The 21,374-nt window shown below is 67.9% G+C and carries 22 protein-coding genes; 9 read left to right on the forward strand and 13 right to left on the reverse strand.

Translation table 11 applies throughout. The features are described 5' to 3' along the window. The 3 genes from GSI01S_RS14545 to GSI01S_RS14555 form a co-directional block, all read right to left on the reverse strand. On the reverse strand, positions 1-1,008 hold a 1,008-nt coding region (locus GSI01S_RS14545; RefSeq protein WP_006897354.1), incomplete at its 3' end, for a TadA family conjugal transfer-associated ATPase. Next, on the reverse strand, positions 1,005-2,048 hold the full coding sequence (ssd, locus tag GSI01S_RS14550; protein ID WP_006897355.1) for a septum site-determining protein Ssd: 1,044 nt from the start codon (positions 2,046-2,048) through the stop codon (positions 1,005-1,007). The genes GSI01S_RS14545 and ssd, both read right to left, overlap by 4 nt. A 68-nt stretch (positions 2,049-2,116) precedes the next feature. Continuing rightward, positions 2,117-3,064, reverse strand: coding sequence for an esterase/lipase family protein (locus GSI01S_RS14555; RefSeq protein WP_006897356.1), 948 nt, complete (start codon positions 3,062-3,064; stop codon positions 2,117-2,119). A 356-nt stretch (positions 3,065-3,420) separates the two neighbouring features. Here GSI01S_RS14555 and GSI01S_RS14560 point away from each other — a divergent pair, with 356 nt between their 5' ends. Continuing rightward, on the forward strand, positions 3,421-4,236 hold the full coding sequence (locus GSI01S_RS14560; RefSeq protein ID WP_006897357.1) for an HAD family hydrolase: 816 nt from the start codon (positions 3,421-3,423) through the stop codon (positions 4,234-4,236). A 418-nt stretch (positions 4,237-4,654) separates the two neighbouring features. Here the strand turns inward: GSI01S_RS14560 and GSI01S_RS14565 are convergent, their stop codons facing one another. Then, complete coding sequence (locus GSI01S_RS14565) at positions 4,655-5,404, reverse strand: Fic family protein (RefSeq protein WP_039867776.1); 750 nt, start codon at positions 5,402-5,404, stop codon at positions 4,655-4,657. 209 nt (positions 5,405-5,613) lie between these two features. Between GSI01S_RS14565 and acs the strand changes: the two genes are divergently transcribed. From acs to GSI01S_RS14580, 3 genes are all read left to right on the forward strand, one after another. Next, positions 5,614-7,557: an acetate--CoA ligase gene (gene acs / locus GSI01S_RS14570; RefSeq protein WP_006897359.1), complete on the forward strand. Its 1,944-nt coding sequence runs from the start codon at positions 5,614-5,616 to the stop codon at positions 7,555-7,557. Positions 7,558-7,670: 113 nt separating this feature from the next. Then, a complete protein-coding gene (locus GSI01S_RS14575; RefSeq protein ID WP_006897360.1) occupies positions 7,671-8,195 on the forward strand; it encodes a phage holin family protein in 525 nt (174 codons plus the stop codon). 15 nt (positions 8,196-8,210) lie between these two features. Then, entirely contained in the window at positions 8,211-9,146 is a 936-nt protein-coding gene (locus GSI01S_RS14580) for an alpha/beta fold hydrolase (RefSeq protein ID WP_006897361.1), read from the forward strand. A gap of 36 nt (positions 9,147-9,182) precedes the next feature. Here the strand turns inward: GSI01S_RS14580 and GSI01S_RS14585 are convergent, their stop codons facing one another. The 4 genes from GSI01S_RS14585 to nth are packed head-to-tail and all read right to left on the reverse strand — an operon-like array spanning position 9,183 to position 12,575. Next, complete coding sequence (locus GSI01S_RS14585) at positions 9,183-10,385, reverse strand: MarP family serine protease (protein WP_006897362.1); 1,203 nt, start codon at positions 10,383-10,385, stop codon at positions 9,183-9,185. After that, entirely contained in the window at positions 10,382-11,188 is an 807-nt protein-coding gene (locus tag GSI01S_RS14590; protein ID WP_039867779.1) for an NUDIX hydrolase, read from the reverse strand. Before GSI01S_RS14590 ends, GSI01S_RS14585 begins: the two co-directional genes overlap by 4 nt. Beyond that, positions 11,185-11,877 carry a TlpA family protein disulfide reductase gene (locus GSI01S_RS14595; protein ID WP_006897364.1) on the reverse strand — a complete coding sequence of 231 codons (693 nt, stop codon included), beginning with the start codon at positions 11,875-11,877 and terminating at the stop codon, positions 11,185-11,187. Before GSI01S_RS14595 ends, GSI01S_RS14590 begins: the two co-directional genes overlap by 4 nt. Then, positions 11,874-12,575, reverse strand: coding sequence for an endonuclease III (gene nth, locus GSI01S_RS14600; RefSeq protein WP_231875670.1), 702 nt, complete (start codon positions 12,573-12,575; stop codon positions 11,874-11,876). Before nth ends, GSI01S_RS14595 begins: the two co-directional genes overlap by 4 nt. Positions 12,576-12,768: 193 nt before the next feature. Between nth and GSI01S_RS14605 the strand changes: the two genes are divergently transcribed. Both GSI01S_RS14605 and GSI01S_RS14610 read left to right on the forward strand, forming a co-directional pair. Next, positions 12,769-13,023 (forward strand): hypothetical protein, encoded by a 255-nt coding sequence (locus GSI01S_RS14605; RefSeq protein ID WP_006897366.1) that lies wholly within the window; start codon positions 12,769-12,771, stop codon positions 13,021-13,023. 149 nt (positions 13,024-13,172) lie between these two features. Then, positions 13,173-13,847, forward strand: coding sequence for a Crp/Fnr family transcriptional regulator (locus GSI01S_RS14610; RefSeq protein ID WP_006897367.1), 675 nt, complete (start codon positions 13,173-13,175; stop codon positions 13,845-13,847). An 88-nt stretch (positions 13,848-13,935) separates the two neighbouring features. On the opposite strand, the gene GSI01S_RS14615 is transcribed toward GSI01S_RS14610, so the two are convergent. Genes GSI01S_RS14615 through sp36 form a run of 4 tightly spaced genes read right to left on the reverse strand, consistent with a single transcriptional unit; the run spans position 13,936 to position 16,053 of the window. Next, the gene (locus tag GSI01S_RS14615; RefSeq protein ID WP_006897368.1) at positions 13,936-14,772 is read right to left on the reverse strand and encodes an MBL fold metallo-hydrolase; all 837 of its coding nucleotides are present in this window, start codon (positions 14,770-14,772) and stop codon (positions 13,936-13,938) included. Between the two features lie 28 nt (positions 14,773-14,800). Then, on the reverse strand, positions 14,801-15,415 hold the full coding sequence (locus GSI01S_RS14620) for a TetR/AcrR family transcriptional regulator (protein ID WP_006897369.1): 615 nt from the start codon (positions 15,413-15,415) through the stop codon (positions 14,801-14,803). Then, positions 15,412-15,885 carry a RidA family protein gene (locus GSI01S_RS14625; RefSeq protein WP_006897370.1) on the reverse strand — a complete coding sequence of 158 codons (474 nt, stop codon included), beginning with the start codon at positions 15,883-15,885 and terminating at the stop codon, positions 15,412-15,414. The genes GSI01S_RS14620 and GSI01S_RS14625 overlap by 4 nt, the downstream gene beginning before the upstream one ends. A gap of 3 nt (positions 15,886-15,888) precedes the next feature. After that, positions 15,889-16,053, reverse strand: a complete 165-nt coding sequence (sp36, locus tag GSI01S_RS19990) for a Sp36 family protein (RefSeq protein ID WP_006897371.1) — start codon at positions 16,051-16,053, stop codon at positions 15,889-15,891. A gap of 50 nt (positions 16,054-16,103) precedes the next feature. On the opposite strand from sp36, the gene bagA reads away from it, so the two are divergent. Further along, complete coding sequence (bagA, locus tag GSI01S_RS14630; protein ID WP_006897372.1) at positions 16,104-17,129, forward strand: ATPase BagA; 1,026 nt, start codon at positions 16,104-16,106, stop codon at positions 17,127-17,129. Then, on the forward strand, positions 17,129-18,229 hold the full coding sequence (bagB, locus tag GSI01S_RS14635) for an ArsA family ATPase (protein WP_006897373.1): 1,101 nt from the start codon (positions 17,129-17,131) through the stop codon (positions 18,227-18,229). Before bagA ends, bagB begins: the two co-directional genes overlap by 1 nt. Before the next feature lie 60 nt (positions 18,230-18,289). Here the strand turns inward: bagB and GSI01S_RS14640 are convergent, their stop codons facing one another. Continuing rightward, positions 18,290-18,619 (reverse strand): WhiB family transcriptional regulator, encoded by a 330-nt coding sequence (locus GSI01S_RS14640; RefSeq protein ID WP_006897374.1) that lies wholly within the window; start codon positions 18,617-18,619, stop codon positions 18,290-18,292. 287 nt (positions 18,620-18,906) lie between these two features. Here GSI01S_RS14640 and GSI01S_RS14645 point away from each other — a divergent pair, with 287 nt between their 5' ends. Then, on the forward strand, positions 18,907-21,327 hold the full coding sequence (locus tag GSI01S_RS14645) for a penicillin-binding protein (RefSeq protein WP_051999668.1): 2,421 nt from the start codon (positions 18,907-18,909) through the stop codon (positions 21,325-21,327). Positions 21,328-21,374: the final 47 nt, after the last annotated feature.

Below are 21,374 nucleotides of genomic sequence, written 5' to 3' on the forward strand. Positions count from 1 at the left end.
GATCGCGGGACCGAGTTGGCTGTGCAGAGCCTCGCGCGCCATCCCGCCGAGGGCCGCGAGCGCTTCCATCCGGGCGGGGACCTCGGTGATCGAGTTGGCGTGCAGCGTGCCCGCGCAGCCGTCGTGCCCGGTATTGAGCGCGGTGAGCAGATCGATCACCTCGGCGCCCCGGACCTCCCCGACGACGATCCGGTCGGGTCGCATTCGCAGTGCCTGCCGCACCAGCATCCGGACCGTCACCTCACCGACGCCTTCGACGTTGGCCGCGCGAGCCACAAGGCGCACCACGTGCGGGTGGCACGGCTCCAGTTCGGGCGCGTCTTCCACGCACAGGATCCGCTGACTCGGGTCGACCAGACCCAGCAGACTCCCCAGCACAGTGGTCTTGCCCGCCCCGGTCCCTCCGACGACCAAGAAGGCGAGCCGAGCCGCGATCACGCCTGCGACCAGGTCGCTCACCTCGGCGTCGATCGAGCCGCCCGAGACGAGCGCCTCGAAATCGTGTGTGGCACTCCGCAGCACGCGCAGCGAGATGCAGGTTCCGTCGGGTGCCAGCGGGGGGATGAGGGCGTGCAGCCGCAGATGCGAACCGCTTCGGCCGACTCCCGTGAGCCGGCCGTCGACCCACGGCTGGGCGTCGTCGAGCCGCCGGCCCGCGCTGAGCGCCAGCCGCGCGGCCAGGCGGCGCACGCTCGCCTCGTCGTCGAACACCACGTCGGTCAGCCGCGGACCGTCACCGCGGTCGGCCCACACCTGCCGCGGTCCGACCACCAGTACGTCCGTCACCGCGGGGTCGGCGAGCAGCACTTCGAGACGTCCGACGCCGACCATCTCCGTCTGCAGGTAACGCAACGCCGCGAGCAGGTCGGTGTCGCCGAGCAGCCCGCCGGACTCAGCACGGATCGCACACGCGATCATCTCCGGTCCCGGCGACGGCGCTCCCGGCCCCGCCTCGGCCGCGAGACGATGCCGGACCCGTTCGAGCAGCTCGGCGTCGATCCCGGTCACCGGGCACCCACTCGTGCGCGACGGCAGACGGCTTCGGCTGCTCGGGTCAGCGGGGAGAACCGGCGCAGCGTGAGCCCGCCCGCCTCGCATCGACCGGGCAACGATGCGTCGGCTCGGAAACCGCCGAGCAGTTCCAGTCCGACGGCATCGGCGACCTGAGGGGCGGTCAGTCCGCTCGGCGACGGGCCGCGGACCAGCAGCAGCGGTTCGCGCTCACGGAGCAGACGGTCGAGTGTGCGGCGGGTGGCCGCGACGGCGGCGACCGTCGCCGTGGTCACCACGACGGTCAGGTCGACGGAGTCGACGATCCCGGCCGTGACCGGCCCCGGTTCCCGTCCCACGTCGGCCACCACCGCGTCTCCTGCACCGCGGCTCGCGTCGAGCGCCGCGAGCACGGTCTCCGGGCGCAGACTCGAAGGCTGCTCGCGACCGGCGGCGAGAACCCCCACACCGCGCGTGCGCGGCACGGCCGACCGCAACGCCGCGCCGCCGATGGAACCGGTCTCCCCGTTGACGTCCGACCACCGCAGGCCCGGCTCCGATTCGATACCCAAGAGCAGATCCGCACCCGCACCGGCCTGGTCGACGTCGAGAAGCAGCACGCCGGTCGTCCGTGCGGCCACGAGCGCCACCGCCGCGGCAAGCGTGCTGGCCCCGGCACCGCCGTGCCCGGGCACCACCGCGACCGCACGTGCCGGATGCCGACGCGGTTCGCGCGCCCGCGACAGCGTTGCGACCAGTGCCGCTTCCTCCTCGGGGAGCACGAAACCACCGTCGGCGCCGAGAACCAGGCCCGACCGCCACAGCCGCGCGTCGTCGCCGGCGCCGCTGACCGCGAACAGCCCGTCGCGCCGCGGCAACTCCTGCCCGGCGAGGACGTCGAGAGCCGCCGAATCGGCGACGACCGCGGCGGCTCTGAGCCATTGGTGTCTGCAGCGCGCCGGATCGCCGACCACCATCGCGAAGCCGGCGGCCGCACTGCACCGCGCGAGATCGTCGTGGAGAGACTCCGGAGCCAGGACCAGCAGCACATCGCTCATGCTCCGAGCGTGCCCGCAGGCGCCGAGTCAGGAAATCGCGTTGTCCACAGGTCCCGGCGGCGCAGTCGCTACGACTGCCCGGTGAACGGCGGCACGAACTCGCACGGCACCGTGACCGGGTGCGCCGGGTCCAGCGCGTTCAGTGCCAGGTACGCCGCCCGGCGGGATCCCGCGATCGCGAGGTGGTCGCTGTAGTCCTGTGCGCAGCTGTCCTGAACCACGATGTTGTCCACCGACTCGCCCCGGCGGCCGGGGACGAAGCCCGCGGTGTACGGCACCACCAACTCGTCGTACCTGGTCATGATGTTGGTGTAGTGCACACCCTTCACATACGGGCTTCCGCCGCGCCAGATCTTCTTGTTCATCGACGATCCGGGGAGCATGCCGCCACATCCGATGCACATCGGCATCGGGACGTCGCCGAGCAACCGACCGAGCTGATTCATGGACGGACTCACCGACCCGGTTCCCTTCCACAGGGGCGCGAGGGAGACGTAGTTGGTCACCTTGTCGGCGCCGCCGAGGTACTTGACGTAGTACTCCGGCATGTAGGTTCCCTGCGAGTGGCCGATGATGTCGACGGTCTTCGCGCCGGTGGCCGCCAGCACGCGTGCGACGAATTTCTGCAATTGCCCCGCGCTGACCTCGATCCGGTCCATGCCGCCCACCGCGGTCAGCGGCCACGGCATGCTCGGCAAGGCGCCGTAAGTCAGTGCGAAGACGCAGTATCCGCGGTTCTTGAGCATGGGGACATAGGCTCCCCAGTTGGTGGTGCGTGCTCCGCCGGTGCCGTGCACCAGGACCACTGGGCGCGGATGTGCGGCAGTCGGCTTGCAGCGGAAGTCGTTGGATCCGGGCAACGAACCGCCCGGGTGCTGTAGCTCGTAGGGGATTCCGCCGAAGAAGTTGTAGTTCTCGGGCTGGGCGGGGGCGGCTTGAGCAGGTGCCGCCACCAGGGCCGTGGCACCGATCAGCACCGCGCAGATCGCGAGGACGAGACGTCCGAAGGGCTTCATGAGGGTCCGAACTCTAGACGACACGCACCCGCCTCCGGGGTGCACTGGTCTCTGAAGCTACCGCGACGCCCACACCGTGGTGAGACAATCGAGGATGTTCGTCTCGCTTGGGTGGAGTTCGAACGGAAGATCCGACCGCAGAAATGGGACGACCCCGGCCAGGGGGGAGGAGGCCGGGGTCATCAGCGTTTCAGCCCCGGGGGGTCGGGCTGAAAGCTACCGGCGTGAACCGGATAACTACAAGCTACACGCGTAGACGCGAACATTGCAATACCAACTATCTGGTTCCAGTGTTTTCTACGTCACACTTCCCGGCACCCTTCCCCGGGCGTCGGATTCCACCTAGGATTCGGCCTGTGACCTCGACGTCATCGGATCGGATCGCCGCATTCTTCGACCTCGACAAGACGGTGATCGCCCGATCCAGCGCCCTCGCATTCACCCGCCCCTTCTTCGCCGGCGGGCTGCTCACCCGTCGCGCAATGCTGAGGTCGGCGGTTGCGCAGCTGCAATTCCTGCTCGCCTCCACCGGCGACGATCAGGTGGAGCGGCTCCGCAAACATGTGACCGACATGTGCACCGGCTGGGACGCCGGCCTGGTTCGCGAGATCGTCTCCGAGACACTCGAGGAGGTGGTCCGGCCGGCGATCTTCACCGAGGCCGCAGCCCTGATCGAACAACACAGACGCGCAGGCCACGAGATCGTGCTCATCTCCGCCTCCGGAATCGAGATGGTGGAACCGATCGGCCGCCTCCTCGGTGCCGATGTGGTCCGGGCGAGCATCATGCGCGTGGTCGACGGTCGATACTCGGGAGAACTCGAGTTCTACTGCTTCGGCGAGGCCAAGGCGATCGCCATGCGGTCACTCGCCGACGAACGCGGCTACCGCCTGGACGAGTGTTACGCGTACTCCGATTCGAGCACCGATCTGCCGATGCTGACCGCGGTCGGCCACCCCGCCGTGGTGAATCCAGACAGGGCGCTCCGTCGCCACGCGACCGAGAACGGTTGGGAGATATTCGATTTCCCGAATCCGCTACCCGCATCGCCGTGGTCGCCCAAGGCCACGGTGACGCGTACGGCGCTGTGCGCCACGGGGATTGGCGCCGCCGCGGCAGCGATCGTCTATCAGCTTCGGCACTCGAAAAACGCCAGGTCAGAGGCCGCGTGAAGATTTTTCACGAAGGGCTTGATGTGATGGGCATCACCATGTACAAATGACTTACGGAGCCCCGGACGGCCCAGCTTCTCCCGGAAGAGAAGGGCAGAAGCCCCCGGACCGGCAAGCTCCCAGCACGGGCGGCAAGCACCCACGCGGAGCGCGCCGCATTGGCACAAGTGTTGTGCGCCTGCGACATTGCGGGCATCATTCGCGAAATCTCTTTTGGGCCGACAACCCGACGTTCGATTCACGACGAGATGCCAGCAGTCCCTCGCCGAGGCGGGTACCACAACCCACATATGCACGCCTGGTCACTTGGGCCCGTGCTTGCGGGCGGCCGCACCGATCGGAGATCCGATCGGTGGGCCGCCCGCAAATATGTGTGCGGCTCCTACTCTTGACGGCGATCCGTCGGTGACACCGCCGATCAGCCGCGGGCCGCATCGGCAATCGCCGTGGCCTCTGCGCCGCCCGCCTCCATCGCCTCGCAGCACAGAACGATCCACGCACCGATCGCCTCCGGATCGCCGGTAGCGAAGCGTGCGGACAGTTCCCGGTACTCACCGAGACGCTTGAGCCAGGTCACCTCCGGCACGCCGAGCAGATGCGGGTCGAGCCCGGTCATCGCCGAGACCAGTCGCGACGCGGCGCGCGCGACCACTCCGTTCGCCTCGGTGAAGGGTGCCAGCGCCAACAGTTCCCCGTGCACCACGGCGGCCAGCACCGGAGCCGGCGCCGACGTGCCGCCGGTGATCAACTGCCCGAGCAGGTCGAGACGCTGTGCGATATGCGGCTCGGGGCGGGGACGGCCGAGCAGCTCCGGATCGTCGAGCAGGTCGGCGGCGGCGAGTGTGTGCAGGCGGGCCAGCGACTGGGCGGGCGCGCGCCGGAACACCGCGACTGCCTGATCGATCGCATCGCTGTCGAGCGACTGGGCCACCCGGACCGCGCCGGCGGCGATCGGGTCACCGAGATCCGACCGTGAGATGTCCGTGGTGCCGCCGTCGATCGCTGCCGACGACCGCCCGGCCCGCCACGAGGCCTCGCGGGAGGTCTTGTCCCACTGCCGCAGGTTGATCGGATGACGATGTGCCGCGCTGACCGCGTCGCGGGCCCGGTCGGACGCCTCGCGAACGCCGGGCAGGTCGAGCAGCGGCGACAACGGATCTGAACTCACGCGTTCAACAGTAGCGGCACCTGCGCGAGCGCCGCCGACCGCTGACGACCGACCGCTCATCGCTCGCAACCCGCATGCAACCGTCCCGCCGTCACACTGTCAGACGGTAGTGATTACCTTCACAATGGAAGTCTCTTCGCCCTGCAGACCCGTTCCGGTCTCACCGTGTGGCCGGAGTCGATGAACGAACAGAGGAAAGGCAAACGACGATGTCTTCGAGCGCAAATCAGGTCTACCCGCCGTCTCCCGAATTCGCTGCCGACGCGAATGCGACGGCCCAGCTGTACGACCGCGCCGAGGCCGATCCGCTCGAGTTCTGGGCGCAGCAGGCACGCCGCCTCGACTGGGACACTCCATTCGGCGAGGTCCTGGACTGGTCCAACGCCCCGTTCGCCAAGTGGTTCGTCGGCGGCAGGCTGAACGTCGCCTACAACTGCGTCGACCGTCATGTCGCCGCGGGCAAGGGTGATCGCGTCGCCATCCACTGGGTCGGCGAGCCCGGGGACTCGCGCGACATCACCTACAGCCAGCTCAAGGACGAGGTCTCACGCGCCGCGAACTATCTGGCGTCCATCGGGCTGCAGGCAGGCGACCGCGTCGCCATCTACATGCCGATGGTTCCCGAGGCCGTCGTCTCGATGCTCGCCTGCGCCCGGCTCGGCCTGACCCACTCGGTGGTCTTCGCGGGCTTCTCCGCCACGGCCCTCCGGTCGCGAGTCGACGATGCCGAGGCCAAGGTCGTCATCACCACCGACGGCCAGTACCGACGCGGCAAGCCGGCACCGCTCAAGGAAGCCGTCGACGAGGCCCTCGGCACCGGCGACGACGCCGCGAAGTCGGTCGAGAAGGTGCTTGTGGTGCGCCGCACCAACCACGACCCGAACCTGAACTGGGTGGAGGGCCGCGACGTCTGGTGGGACGACACGGTCGGCGAGTCGTCTCCCCATCACGAGCCCGAGGCCTTCGACGCCGAGCATCCCCTCTTCCTGCTCTACACCTCCGGCACCACCGGCAAGCCCAAGGGCATCGTCCACTCGTCGGGCGGCTACCTCACTCAGGCCAACTACACCTTCCACAACGTCTTCGACCACAAGGAGGGCCGCGACGTCTTCTGGTGCGGCGCCGACATCGGCTGGGTCACCGGACACACATACCTCGTCTACGGACCGCTCTCCAACGGCGCCACCGAGGTGATCTACGAGGGCACGCCGAACACTCCAAACGAGCACCGGCACTTCCAGGTGATCGAGAAGTACGGCGTGACGATCTATTACATCGCGCCGACCCTCATCCGCACCTTCATGAAGTGGGGACGCGAGATCCCCGATGCGCACGACCTCTCGTCGCTGCGCCTCCTCGGCAGCGTCGGCGAGCCGATCAATCCCGAGGCCTGGCGCTGGTATCACGAGGTCATCGGGGGCAGCCGCTGCCCGATCGTCGACACCTGGTGGCAGACCGAGACCGGCGGCATCATGATCTCCCCGCTCCCCGGCGTCACCGCGACCAAGCCGGGCTCGGCCATGCGCCCCCTGCCCGGCATCAGCGCCAATGTGGTGGACGACAACGGCAATCCGGTGCCCGACGGCGAGCAGGGCTACCTCGTTCTCGACCGTCCGTGGCCGGGGATGCTGCGCGGCATCTGGGGCGACGACGAGCGGTTCAAGGAGACCTACTGGTCGCGCTTCGCCGAGCAGGGCTGGTACTTCGCCGGCGACGGCGCGCGGTACGACGAAGACCACGCACTGTGGGTCCTGGGCCGAGTGGACGACGTCATGAACGTGTCGGGGCACCGCATCTCCACGTCCGAAGTGGAATCGGCGCTGGTGGCGCACTCAGCCGTGGCCGAGGCCGCCGTCATCGGCGCCGCGGACGAGACCACCGGTCAGGGCATCGTCGCATTCGTCATCCTCATGGAGGGCGCCGACGCCTCCGGCGATTCGCTGATCGCCGAACTCCGCGAACAGGTGTCGGTCGACATCTCGCCGATCGCGAAGCCCCGGGAGATCAACATCGTCCCGGAGCTTCCCAAGACGCGGTCGGGCAAGATCATGCGGCGCCTGCTCAAGGACGTCGCCGAGGGCCGCGAGTTGGGCGACACCTCCACCCTCGTCGATCCGTCCGTATTCGAAGCCATCCGGTCGCGCAAGAGCTGATCGCCGGACCGTCCGCATCGACACCGCCGACCTGCCCGGGTCGGCGGTGTCGTTTCGCGGTACGACCCGACATGGCAACATGAGACCGACCAACGATCTTCAAGGGAGTATTCGTGAGCGGAAATTCCGACACCTGGCCGAGTGAACCGAGCAACGCTCCCCGCGTTCCGTCGATCCCCATGTCGGACGCGAACCTCGGACCGAGCGGCGAACCGACGATCGGCAATCTGGTCAAGGACGCCGCCGCGAGCGCCTCCACCCTGTTCCGCGCCGAGATCGCGCTGGCCAAGTCCGAGCTGGTCCGCGAGGCCAAGAAGGCCGGCGCCGGCGGTGGACTGATGATCGTGGCGGCCGTGCTGCTGCTGTACGCGAGCCTGTTCTTCTTCGTGTTCCTCGGCTTCCTGCTCGACATCTGGCTGCCGACCTGGGCTGCGTTCGGCATCGTCTTCCTGGTGCTCCTGGTGGTCTCGATCGCCCTGATAGTCGCTGGGTACGTGTTCCTGAAACGGCTTCGAGCGCCGGAGAAGACGATCGAATCGGTCAACGAGCTGGCGACCGTGATCCCCGGTCACCACGAGTCGACCGGCGGTATGGCGCACCCGCAGATCCCGCCTGCGCGCGACCCGATGCGCAACTGATCCATCACCGCCAGATTGACGAGCACTCCTCCGGACCCGACCCTGGTCCGCTTCGATGGACCGTGGCGGCACTTCGACGTCCGCGCCAACGGTCTGCGCTTTCATGCCGTGGAGACGCAGCGGTTCGTGGCCGACCGTCCGTTGGTGCTGCTGCTGCACGGCTTCGGCGAAGTCTGGTGGTCGTGGCGGCACCAGCTCGAAGCACTGACCGAGGCCGGCTACCGCGCCGTCGCCGTCGACCTGCGCGGCTACGGCGACTCCGACAAGCCGCCCCGCGGATACGACGGGTGGACGCTGGCCGGCGACACCAACGCACTCGTGCGCGCACTCGGCCACACGAGCGCCACGCTGGTGGGTCACGCCGACGGCGGGCTCGTCTGCTGGGCCACGGCCACACTGCATCCCGCGGTCGTCGAGCGGGTGGCGGTGCTGTCGTCGCCACATCCGCGCGCGCTCAAGCGCGGCGTCCTGTTCAACTCCGAGGAGCGGTCGGCGTTTCTCCCGCTGTTCCTGCACAACCAGCTGCCTCGCCTGGGCGAGCGTCGCCTCACCCGGGCGGACGGAGCCTTCATCGAGGAGTACTTCCGGGAACGCTCCGGACCGGCTTGGCAGCAGAGCCCCGACTTCGCCGAGACGATCGCCCGCAACCGGCTCGCCATTCAGATCCCCGGCGTGGCCCACTGCAGCCTGGAGTACCGGCGGTGGGCGTTCCGGTCGCAGTTCCGCAACGACGGCCGGCGTTTCATGGATCTCATGGACAAGCGGCTGCCGATCCCCATCCTCGCCGTGCGCGGCCACGACGACGAGTACATCCTCGACTCGGTGATGGTCCAGAGCCGCCACTGGGCAGCCGACATGGACTACCGGATCATTCCCGACACCGGGCACTTCGCACACCAGGAAGCACCCGGGGAGTTCAACGCGCTGCTGCTGCAGCTCCTCGGCCGGTGACGAACGCCGCCGCTCGAGAGTCCGATCGATCCCGGATCAGCCCGAGACGCATTGCTGCGTCGCCGCTTCGGAATCGCTCTGCTCCGAAGCCGCGAGATCGCGCTGAACCTGTTCCGCGGTGAGGACGAAGCCGGTGTCCTCTGTCGGGTCCTCTGCGGCGCCGAAGACCACGCCGAGGACTTTGCCGTCGGTGGAGATCATCGGACCGCCGGAGTTGCCCGAACGGATGTTGCCGCGCACCGTGTACACCTGGCGCTGCACCTGGCGCGGGCTCTGATAGATGTCCGGCCCGTTGAGCTCCACCACATTCCGCACGCGCAGCGGCGTGACCGTGAAGGGCCCGTTCTCGGGGTAGCCGAGAGCGATGGCGTCGTCGCCCGTCTGCGCCTGCCCGGAGGCGAACTCGAGGGCCGGCGCGCGCAGTCCCGGCACGTCCAGGACCGCGACGTCGTTGCGCGGGTTGAACCAGACGACGGTGGCCTCGTAATCGCCGCCCGCCGACGTCTGAACGCTCACGGTGTCGGTACCCGCCACGACGTGCGCGTTGGTCATCACGCGCTCGGGCGAGACCACGAATCCACTGCCCTCCAGCGCCTGGCCGCAACTGCGAGCCACACCGCTGATCTTGACGACGCTCCGCTTCGCCGAGCGCACCGCGGGCTGGTCGACCAGAGCCGCGTCGGGCGGACCGACGTTCGCCACGCGCGTCTGCCCGAACGGCCCGATCACCTCCTTGAGCCCGGAACTGTCGACCAGACCGGTGAACTCGTCGGGCAGGTCACGCACCCACTGCGGGGCCACCTTGTCGACCGTCTGAATCACCTTCGAGCCGTCGATCGCCGACGAGAGACGGAATTCGTCCGTACTCCGCAGAGGGAAGGCGAGCAGCCACGCAGCGATCACGATGGCGATCACCTGCAGCACCGAACCGATCCAGCTGTCCACGCGCCGCAGTCCCGGGGAGTGGATACTGCTGCGCACCGCACCGCCGAGGACCATGCCCGCGACTTCGCCGATGATGACGAACACGACGATCAGCACCACGCCGATCAACAGCCTAAGCCGGGCGTCGTCGAAGCGTTCGATGACGACGGGAGCCAGCAGAATTCCCGCGACCGCACCCAGGACCACGCCGAAGAAGGCCAGTGCGGACGCTGCCGCACCCTGGCGGTATCCGCTCAGCGCCGCCAGCAGGGCGACGACGAGGATCACCAGGTCGACCCACACCGATCCGCTCATCGATCTCCGTTCACGTCGGCGGCGAGGCCGCCGTCCCGGGGGTCGGAGAACCCCGACACCTGCCGACCGCCGGTCTCGGCGATCATCTGCTCCAGTGGGCGCACGTCGTCGGTGTCCCAGGGGACGTCCCAGCCCGCGGCTTCGCTGATCGCCGCCAGCAGTCCACCGGTGAATCCCCAGACCAGCATGCCGTCGTAGAGAAACGCCGGGCCCTTGTACACGGTGGTTCCCACGAGGGACCGACTCACCTGGAAGCGGTTCTCCGGTGCCAGGAGTTCGCGCAGGTTCACCCTGGTGACCCTCGCCGTCTCACCGTGGTCGACGGCGTACACGTGGCTGGGGCGTTCCCAGTGTGCGAGCACCGGGTGCACTTCGAAACCGGTCGGCACCGGGAAGGCGGGCAGATTCGCCAGCACTTTGACGCCGTCGTCGGTGAGGCCGGTCTCCTCCCGCGCCTCTCGCAGCGCGGTGCCGACGGGATAGTCGTCGCCGGGATCGCGGCTGCCGCCCGGAAAGGCGATCTGTCCGCTGTGCGTTCGCAGGGTGGCGGCGCGCTCGGTGAGCAGCACGTCCGCGTCGGCGGGCAGTCCTCCGGCCGCCAGCGGGTCGGCGGCGAACGACCCGGCGAAGAGCACCAGAACGGCCGCGGCACGGTGTCCGCGCAGGCCCGCGACGAGCCGTGCCCGACCGCCGCCTCGGCTGAGCACCTTCTCGTTGACGACCTCGGGGTCGTCGGTCACCGGGCGCAGCCACGGCGGGATCTGGTCCCGGGACACGAGCGGCCCCACCGGAACTCCGCTCACTGCGCTCCCCCTACGTCGACACCCAGCTTCTCACGGACCACCTCTGCGAGCTGCGCCTCCGAATCGAACACTCGCGGCAGCACATCGGCCACGGTGCCGTCCGACCGGATCAGAACGGTCGACGGGAACACCCGAGGCGCCCCGATCGCCTTGGCGACCGCACCGTTCGGATCGGTGACCACCGGAAGATGCACCCCGACCTCCTGCAGGAATTTCAGGACGAAGTACGGTTTGTCGCCGCCCTGGCTTGCGTGAGCGGCGAGCACGTTCAGGCTCTCGCCCGCGTCCTTGGAGAACTGGTCGAAGATCGGCAGCTCACGACGGCAGGGCAGACACCACACCGCCCACATGTTGATGACCAGAGGCTTTCCCGCCGTGGTCACGCCGAGGTCCACCGGTGCGCCGGTGGCCATGCACGGAACCGTGACACCGGCCAGGACGGAATGCGGGCCGGCCGGCCCCGTGCCGTCGGGACAGGGCTGCAGTGCGGCCGCCGCGCGCTCCTTGCTCAGCTCGTCCTCGGACACCTGCTGATCGGTCACACCAGAGGTGGAGGTCGCCGCCGTCGTCCCACCGCCGCCCGCGGTGTCGTCGGGCCCGCCACGGGGCCAGAGCGCCACGATTAGCGCGACCGCGACGATGACGAATGCCAGCGTGGCCCGGGCCGCGGGCTCCTTCAGGATCTTCACTGAGCCGCTCCCGACTGCTCGACTCCGGCCAAGGCGAGCAGATGCTCGGTCTCCGGCCCCTTCACCAGTGCCGCCGCCGCGCCCTTGTCAGTGGGCCCCTCACCGTAGGAGGGACAGTCCTTGGCGAGCACGCAGACACCGCACGCCGGTTTGCGCGCATGGCAGACGCGCCGACCGTGGAAGATGATGCGATGCGACAGGTCGGTCCAGTCGCGCTTCTCGAACAGCGCGCCCACCGCGTGCTCCACCTTCACCGGGTCGGTCTCCCGAGTCCAGTCCCAGCGGCGGACCAGCCGGCCGAAATGCGTGTCGACGGTGATCCCAGGCACGCCGAAGGCGTTGCCCAGGACGACGTTGGCCGTCTTGCGCCCGAAGCCGGGAAGGCTCACCAGATCCTTGAGATTCGCCGGCACCTCGCCACCGAACCGCGAGACCAGCGCCTGCCCCAGGCCGATGATCGAATTGGCCTTGTTCCGATAGAAGCCGGTGGACCGAATCATCTCCTCCAACTCGGTCCGGTCGGCCTCGGCATATGCGCGCGCGTCCGGGTACCTGGCGAAGAGCGCGGGCGTCACCTGGTTCACGCGCACGTCGGTGCACTGTGCCGACAGGATCGTCGCGACCGACAGTTCCAGCGGCGTTGTGAAATCCAGTTCGCAGTAGACGTGCGGGAAGGCCGCCTCCAGCGCTCGGTTCATCCGCCGCGCCCGCCGGACCAGGCCCAGCCTGGTCTCCTCCTTGCGTCTACTCACAACAGACCAGGTTAGCCGCCGTGCCCCCGGCCGCGCGGTCGGCTGACCTCGCCGGCCCGGGTAACCGCAGGTCACAACTCGGTGACGAGAGCCGTCTGGGTTTGCGGCACCCCCACGGCCCCGGTGTTTACTGTTCCTCATGCAAGGACTGGCCGGACTTCTCTTCCCCGCTGTGCTGATGCTCTTCGCACTCGCGATGGAGAGGGTGCAGGCGGGACTCGACCGACTGTCGGTGGGCCCGGCCCACGTCGAGGAGTTCCTGGAAGCCGCGGATGAGACCGACGTGAGCAACCTCGCGAAAGACGGGCTGCCCGCCGCACTCGACGAGCTCCGGAGCCGGCGCAGCAAGCCGATCGCGGAAACAGACGAACCGGAATCCAGTCGCGCGTCCTGAAGTCCGGTGAGCGTGCAGGCGGCCCGAGCCGCAGGTACGACGCGCGCTAGTTGCCTACTAATGCGAACAGTGATCAATCCAACATCTATGATCTTTCACGTAGTCTTTATCACTGGACGCGGCAAAAGCATTTGAGAGAGGTTCTTTAGGTGGAAGAAGTACTAGCACGGGCCGGCATTTTCCAGGGTGTCGAACCCACCGCCGTCGCAGCTCTCGCGAAGGAACTTCAGCCGGTCGAGTTTCCGCGCGGTCATGTCATCTTCCACGAGGGCGAACCCGGCGACCGTCTTTACATCATCCTGTCCGGCAAGGTGAAGCTCGGCCGCCGCTCGCCGGACGGTCGCGAGAACCTGCTGACCATCATGGGTCCGTCGGACATGTTCGGTGAGCTGTCGATCTTCGACCCCGGCCCCCGCACCTCGTCGGCGACCACCGTCACCGAGGTCCGCGCGGTCACCATGGACCGCGACGCGCTGCGCAAGTGGATCAAGGACCGTCCGGAGATCGCCGAGCAGTTGCTCCGCGTGCTGGCACGTCGCCTGCGCCGCACCAACAACAACCTCGCCGACCTGATCTTCACCGACGTCCCGGGTCGCGTCGCCAAGCAGCTCTTGCAGTTGGCGCAGCGCTTCGGCACGCAGGAGGGCGGCGCACTGCGCGTCACGCACGACCTCACGCAGGAAGAGATCGCCCAGCTCGTCGGCGCCTCGCGCGAGACCGTCAACAAGGCGCTCGCCGACTTCGCACAGCGCGGATGGCTGCGACTCGAGGGCAAGAGTGTCCTGATCGCGGACTCCGAGCGCCTCGCGCGCCGCGCACGCTGAGCAAGCGCAACAATCAGTACCGACAAACAGGTCCGAGGGCATTTCGCCCTCGGACCTGTTTGTCAGTCCTGATCTCCGCCGCACGCGCTCACAGCGTGCGGAGATACTCCAATTGAGTCTTCACCGACATCTTCGCGGCCGGCCAGAGCTTCTGATCGACGTCGGAGTAGACCTTCCGGACCACCTTCATCGGCTTGGCCTTCTCCGGTGAGACACCGAGTTCGTCGAGTGCGGCGACGATCTGCGCGAGACGTTCCTCGCGATGCGACTTGTAGTAGCGCGCAATGGGTTCCAGCTCCGGATGGTCGGGGCCGTGTCCGGGCAGCACGACCGCGTCGGAGGCCTCCACCAGCAGCCGATTGAGCGAGTTGAAGTAGTCCTTCAGCGAACCGTCCGACGGATCGAGCACGGTGGTGCCGAAACCGAGAATGGTGTCGGCGGTCAGGATCGCACGCTGCCCCTCCCACTCGACGAGGAAGCTCGTGGAGTCGGCCGTATGTCCCGGGGTGTGCATCACCGTGATGGTCACGCCCGCCGCCTCGATGACTTCACGGTCCCGCAACCGCGGGGCGCCCACCGAGTACTCGTCTGAGTAGGCCCGCTGCGGTGCGCCCGCGAGTTTGCGCATCCTCTTGCATGCACCGACGTGATCGTGATGGCGATGGCTGATGAGGACGAGTTCGACCTCCCCGGCCGCGGCCGCGACAGCCCGCACGTGTTTGCCGTGCTTGGTCGGTCCCGGATCCACGACCACCGCGGTCGACGAACCCGGCGCTCGCAGGATCCAGGTGTTGGTGCCGTCGAGCTCGAACGAGCCGGGATTGTGACACAGCAGCACGGAGGCGAACGGCGTCACCTCACGCACTACGCCGTATGCGGGATGGACCGGCTTGTCGTCGGCGGAAGCGTCGGCATGAAGGGGCATTCACCGAGCCTACCGAGCGACCGCCGCGTCACCACACCACCGGTGCCAGGAACTTCGTGGCGTAGGCCCGGACGGTCTCGACGTCCGCGATGTCCAGACGCGAGGTCCGGATCTGCGTGAGCGACAGCGCGACGCGTACGAAATGCTCCGACACCAGCAGAAGATCGTCGTCGGGCATGGTCGCGCCCGCACGACGCAGCGTGCCCGCGACCGCGGCGCCGGAGGCTTCCAGGAACTCTCCGGCGGTACGGGAAGTCTGGCTCACCAGAACGTCGGCGACGTCCGGCTCGTCCAGCAGCAGTCGGCGCACGAGCGGATCCTCGTCGACGATCCGCGTGCATTCGACGAAGGCCTCGACCACCGCCTCGCGCGGCGGCAGGCCGCGGACGGCCGCGGCGAGATGCCGCATGGTCGCGAGTGCGATCGCCTCGCCGACCTTCGCGAGCAATGCGTCCTTGTTCGGGAAACGCCGGTACAGCGTGCTGCGCGAGACGCCCGCGGCGCGCGCCACGGCGTCCATGCCGGCCCGCCGCACTCCGACCTCCGCGAACTCGCGGCGCGCCGCCGCCAGGATCACCGCTTCCTGTTCCTCGGGACGCACGCTGGTCCGCAGCCTCCGGGCACCGCTCCCCGGTCGGGTCATGTCACCTGGACGACGATTTCCACCTCGACGGGCACGCCCAGGGGGAGTTCGGCGACCCCGACGGCCGACCGCGCGTGGACGCCGGCCTCGCCGAAGATCTCACCCAGCAGGTCCGACGCTCCATTGATCACGCCGGGCTGACCGGTGAATCCGGGTGCCGAGGCGACGAATCCGACCACCTTGACCACCCGGACGATCGAGTCGATGCCGACTTCGGCGTGCACGGCCGCGAGCGCGTTGAGCGCGCAGAGCCGAGCCGCCGCGTTCGCCTGTTCCGGCGTGACGATGCCTTCCGCGCCCTCGGACACCTTCCCCGTGACCCTCACCTGACCGTCGGCCACCGGGATCTGTCCCGAGGTGTACACGAGATCGCCGACGCGGAGTGCGGGGGTGTAACTGCCGACCGGTGCGACCACCGTCGGAAGATCGATTCCGAGTTCCGCCAAGCGCTTCGACCACTGCCCGCTCATCGGTCAGGCCTTCGGACGCTTGAGGTATGCGACGTGCTGTTCTCCGGTGGGACCGGGCAGAACGCTCACCAGTTCCCAGCCGTCCGAGCCCCACTGGTCGAGGATCTGCTTGGTCGCATGCGTGAGCAGCGGAACGGTGACGTATTCCCAGGCGGTGACTTCACTCATGGTGCCAACCTTAACGGTTAACCGCGGTCACAGTAGACACGGTCGATAAGGTGATCGGCGTGGTCAACGAAGTTCGCAAGGACGGTCCCGGGGCGTGGCCGGCGCAGGCGGCGAGCGCGCGTCTGCATTTCGTGTCCGGCAAGGGCGGCACCGGCAAGACGACGGTGGCCTCAGCGCTGGCACTCACCCTCGCCTCCGAGGGTAAGAAGGTCCTGCTCGTCGAGTGCGAGGAACGGCAGGCCATCGCCCAGCTCTTCGACGTCCCCCCGCTTCCGCCCACCGACACTCAACTGGTCGGGATGGACGGCGGTGGCTCGGTGTGGGCGCTCGCACTTCAGATCGAGCACGCCCTGCTGGAGTATCTGGAGATGTTCTACAACCTCGGCTTCGCCGGGCGGGCGATCAAGAAGGTCGGCGCGATCGACTTCGTCACGACCGTCGCCCCCGGACTCAAGGACGTCCTGGTGACCGGCAAGATCAAGGAACGCGTCATCGCCACGGACAAGAACGGCGCGCGGACCTACGACGCGATCGTCGTCGACTCACCCCCGACCGGCCGAATCGGCAACTTCCTCGACGTGACCACCGCGATGCGCGATCTGGCGAAGAGCGGCCCCATTCGGAATCAGTCCGAAGGTGTTGCGGCACTGCTGCATTCGCCGGAGACCGCGATACACCTATGCACCCTCCTGGAAGCCATGCCGGTGCAGGAGACCATCGAGGCAGTCGCCGAACTGCGTGCCAAGAACCTCAACATCGGCGCCATCGTCGTCAATCGCGTCAACCCGTCCTATCTTCCCGAGGCCGAGGCGGACGCCATCGCCGAAGGCCGCATCGACTCGGCACGGATCGAGAAGAGCCTGGCGGAGGCCGGCGTCCACCTGTCCGACGACGATCTGGCCGGTCTGCTGACCGAGACCATCGACTACGCGGCACGGCTTCAGGCGCAGCAGATCGCGCGCGCCGAACTCGACGACGTCGACGCCGCGCAGGTGGAACTGCCGACCGTGGAGAACGGTGTCGACCTCGGCGCCCTGTACGAACTGTCCGCCGTGCTCAAGGAGGCTGGAGCGTAATGCCCGACCTGAAGATGGGCGCGGTGCTGGCCGACCCTGGAACCCGCGTCGTGGTGTGCTGTGGGTCGGGCGGCGTCGGCAAGACGACGACCGCCGCGGCGATGGCCCTGCACGCCGCCGAGCGCGGCCGCAGAGTGGCGGTTCTGACGATCGATCCGGCACGTCGCCTCGCCCAGTCGCTGGGAATGTCGGAGCTGACCAACGAACCGCAGCCGGTTCCCCTCGACAGGCTCGACGGCGCGGGCAGTCTCGACGCGATGATGCTCGACATGCGGCGCACCTTCGACGACATGGTGATCGAACACTCGACGCCGGAGCGCGCCGAGTCGATCATGAACAACAGCTTCTATCAGACAGTGGCGTCGTCGTTCTCGGGCACGCAGGAGTACATGGCGATGGAGAAGCTGAGCCGACTCCTCGACGAGCAGCGGTGGGATCTGATCATCGTCGACACGCCGCCCTCCCGGAATGCGCTCGACTTCCTGGACGCCCCCCAGCGCCTCGGCTCGTTCCTGTCCGGTCGACTGATGCGCATGCTCGTCGGCGGCGGTCGCGGCGTCGGCCGCGTGCTGACCGGGGCGATGAGCCTGGCGATGCGAGGCATCTCCACGATCGTCGGCGGGGAGATCCTGCGCGATGTGGCGACCTTCGTACAGTCCCTCGACTCGATGTTCGGCGGATTCCAAGAGCGCGCCAACCGCACCTACGAACTGCTCAAGCAGCCCGGAACCGAGTTCGTCGTGGTGGCCGCCCCCGAGCCCGATGCGCTGCGCGAGGCCTCGTTCTTCGTCGAACGGCTGTCGAAGGACTCGATGCCGCTCACCGGCCTGATCGTGAACCGGACCCACCCGACGCTCACCTCCATGACGGCCGCTGCGGCCGAGACCGCGATGACCGGCATGGACGATGAACTGACGCGCGGCGTGCTGAAAGTGCACACCGAGCGCGCCGCCACCGCCAAGCGCGAGGTGCGCCTGCTTCAGCGGTTCACCTCGTCGCACCCGAGCGTTCCGCTGGTGGGTGTGCCGGCGCTGCCCTTCGAGGTGGCCGACATGTCGGCCCTGCGCGCAGTCGCCGAACAGATCACCAGCCGCGGCTGACCGAAGGACCGCACAGCCCCAGACGACGAGGAGCCCGGCGCGTGCCGGGCTCCTCGTCGTTCAGTTCTGGTCGGGAACTGCGCCGAGACGCTGTCGTCGGCGCTGCGCTTCGAAGAACGCCGCCCACGACGTCACTTCGGGATGCTGACGGAGCAGCGCGCGACGCTGCCGCTCGGTCATTCCGCCCCAGACGCCGAACTCGACGCGATTGTCGAGCGCATCCGCACCGCACTCGAGTTGCACCGGACAGTGTCTGCAGATGGTCGCAGCCTTCCTCTGAGCAGCTCCGCGGACGAACAGATCGTCCGGGTCACCTCCACGACAACGCGCCTGGGAAACCCAAGCCAGTCGAGCCTCTGAGTCAACGGTGGTCAACGGCGCCAGAGTCATTGCGCAATCCCGCCTTTCACAAACCCATCGACATGCCCCTGGTTGAGCGCATGCATGAGATCCTGCTGTGATTCGTACCTACCAATGAGTTTCTTTGTTAGGTAACTCACGTTTCCAATCTATTGAGGCGGCCGATGCAACGCAAGTCGGTGGGCTATGGTCCTGAGTTCGACGCAGGTCGGGCCGACATCCGCGCAGGTGGATACGGCGCCCCGCGGCGAATCACACGTATCCTGGCCATCGTGCGCAAGACTTCGAACCTCGCAGGCCTGGCCGTCGCCGTCGTGATGGCCGCGGTCCTCGTGGCCGGACTCCTGTTCCCCGTCGCCACCGGAATGGGCGTGCTCTCGAACCGGGCCGCCGCCACGATGGAGAACTCGTCGTCCGAGCTGCTGGGCGGAACCGTCCCCGAAGTCACCACGGTGACCGACGCGAACGGCACACCGATTGCGCTCCTCTACGACCAGTACCGCTACCAGGTCGGATACAACGACATCTCGCAGGACATGATCCGGGCGATCATCTCGATCGAGGACCGGCGTTTCCTCGAACACGACGGCGTCGACTGGAAGGGCACCATCCGTGCGGCCCTGAAGAACTCGTCGTCGGGTGAGGTGCAGCAGGGTGCCTCGACGCTCGATCAGCAGTACATCAAGAACTACCAACTGCTGGTTCTGGCCCGGACCGAGGCCGAGCGCGAAGCCGCCACGGAGACGACACCCGCGCGCAAACTGCGGGAGGTGCGGATGGCCCTGACTCTGGAGCAGACGCTCACCGATCAGGCCAAGCGGGAGAAGGGACTCGACGACGCCGCCGCGAAGCAGGACGCGAAGAAGCAGATCGTGACCCGCTACCTGAACGTCGTACCCTTCGGCAACAACGCCTACGGTGTGGAGGCCGCGGCCCAGACGTACTTCGGTCACTCCGCGAAGGAGCTGACGGTGGAACAGGCGGCCATGCTCGCCGGCATGGTCCAGTCGAGCTCCGGGCTGAACCCGTACACCGATCCGCAGGCCACCATGGCGCGACGGAACACCGTGCTCGACACCATGATCGAGAACTTCCCCGAACGTCGCGCCGAACTCGAGGCGGCGAAGAAGAAGCCGCTCGGCGTGCTGCCCGCGCCGAAGACCCCCGTGCAGGGATGCATCTCCGCGCACAACAACGGCTTCTTCTGCGACTACGTCCTGCAGTACCTGGCCGACAACGGCATCCCGCGCGCACAGGTGATGCGGGGCGGTTACCTCATCCGAACCACCCTGAATCCCGAGGTCCAGGCCGATGCGGTGCGGTCCGCGCAGCAGCACACCGCTCCGGACACCGACGGCATCGCGACCGTGATGAGCATCGTCGCTCCCGGCAAGGACTCTCACGACGTGCTGGCGATGGCCTCGAGCCGCAATTACGGCCTCGACGCCAAACGCGATGAGACAGTTCAACCGCAGCCCTTCTCTCTCGTCGGCGACGGCGCCGGCTCGATCTTCAAGCTGTTCACCACGGCCGCGGCGATGGAGAAGGGGTTGGGCACGGGCAGCGTGCTGCCGATCCCGTCGAGCGTCGCGGTGTACGGCATGGGCGACAGCAACGGTGCGTTCGGTTGTCCGGTGAACGCGTACTGCGTCAAGAACGCCGGCGCGTATCCGCCGTCGGCGTCGGTGACGCAGGCCCTCGCCACGTCGCCGAACACCACCTTCGTCCAGCTGCTTCAGCAGGTCGGGGTGAAGCCCGCGGTCGACATGGCGGTGCGGCTCGGACTGCGCTCGTACAACGAGCCCGGTACCTCGGGTGTTGGCGATCAGAGCCTCGCCGAGTATGTGAAGAAGGGCAATTTCGGCTCGTTCACGCTCGGCCCGTTCGCGGTGAACGCGCTCGAACTCTCCAATGTCGCAGCGACCCTCGCCTCCGGAGGCACGTGGTGTCCGCCGAACCCGATCGCGTCGATCCAGCAGGTCAAGCGCGATCAGTACGGCAACGCGGTGCTCGACCAGAACGGACAGCGCGCGATGGTCAACGTCCCGTTCAACCCGCCCAAGTGCGAACAGGTCGTCGAGTCCGGGCTGGCCAACACGCTCGCGAACGCGATGAGCGAGGACGACAAGGGCGGCGGCACGTCGGCGGCCGCGGCTTCGGCGGCGGGCTGGAACCTGCCGCTGTCGGGCAAGACCGGCACCACCGAGGCGCACCGCTCGGCGGCCTTCCTCGGATTCACCAACCGCCTCGCCGCCGCCGTCTACACCTACAACGACGGTTCGCACCCGGCGGGCATCTGCACCTCGCCGCTGCGCCAGTGCGGCGACGGAAATCTATACGGCGGCTTCGAGCCGGCACGGACGTGGTTCTCGGCGATCGGACCGATCGCGACCAAGTTCGGTCCGGTCGCGCTGCCTCCCGTGGATCCGCAGTACGTCGCGGGCAGTGACCGCGGACGCATCCCGCAAGTGAGCGGACTGCCCGCCAGCCAGGCCACCTCGCGCTTGCAGGAGGCCGGTTTCAAGGTCACCGAACTCGAAGTCGACAGCACTCGCCCCAAGGGCACCGTCGTCTTCACCGCTCCTTCCGACAGCGCGATGCCGGGAAGCACCATCGCGATGTACGTGAGCAACGGCCGCGGCAAGACCTCCGGCGACGGCACGTCAGACAAACCGGCGGAGAAGACGGTGCAGGTGCCGGGAGTGGGTCCGGTGGTCATCGAGGTGCCCGGCGGCTGACGGCGCAGCGCGGGGTCGGCGGGCGTCTTCGGCGCGTATCCTGAAGT

It is taken from the genome of Gordonia sihwensis NBRC 108236 (genome assembly GCF_000333035.1).
Lineage (GTDB): Bacteria > Actinomycetota > Actinomycetes > Mycobacteriales > Mycobacteriaceae > Gordonia > Gordonia sihwensis.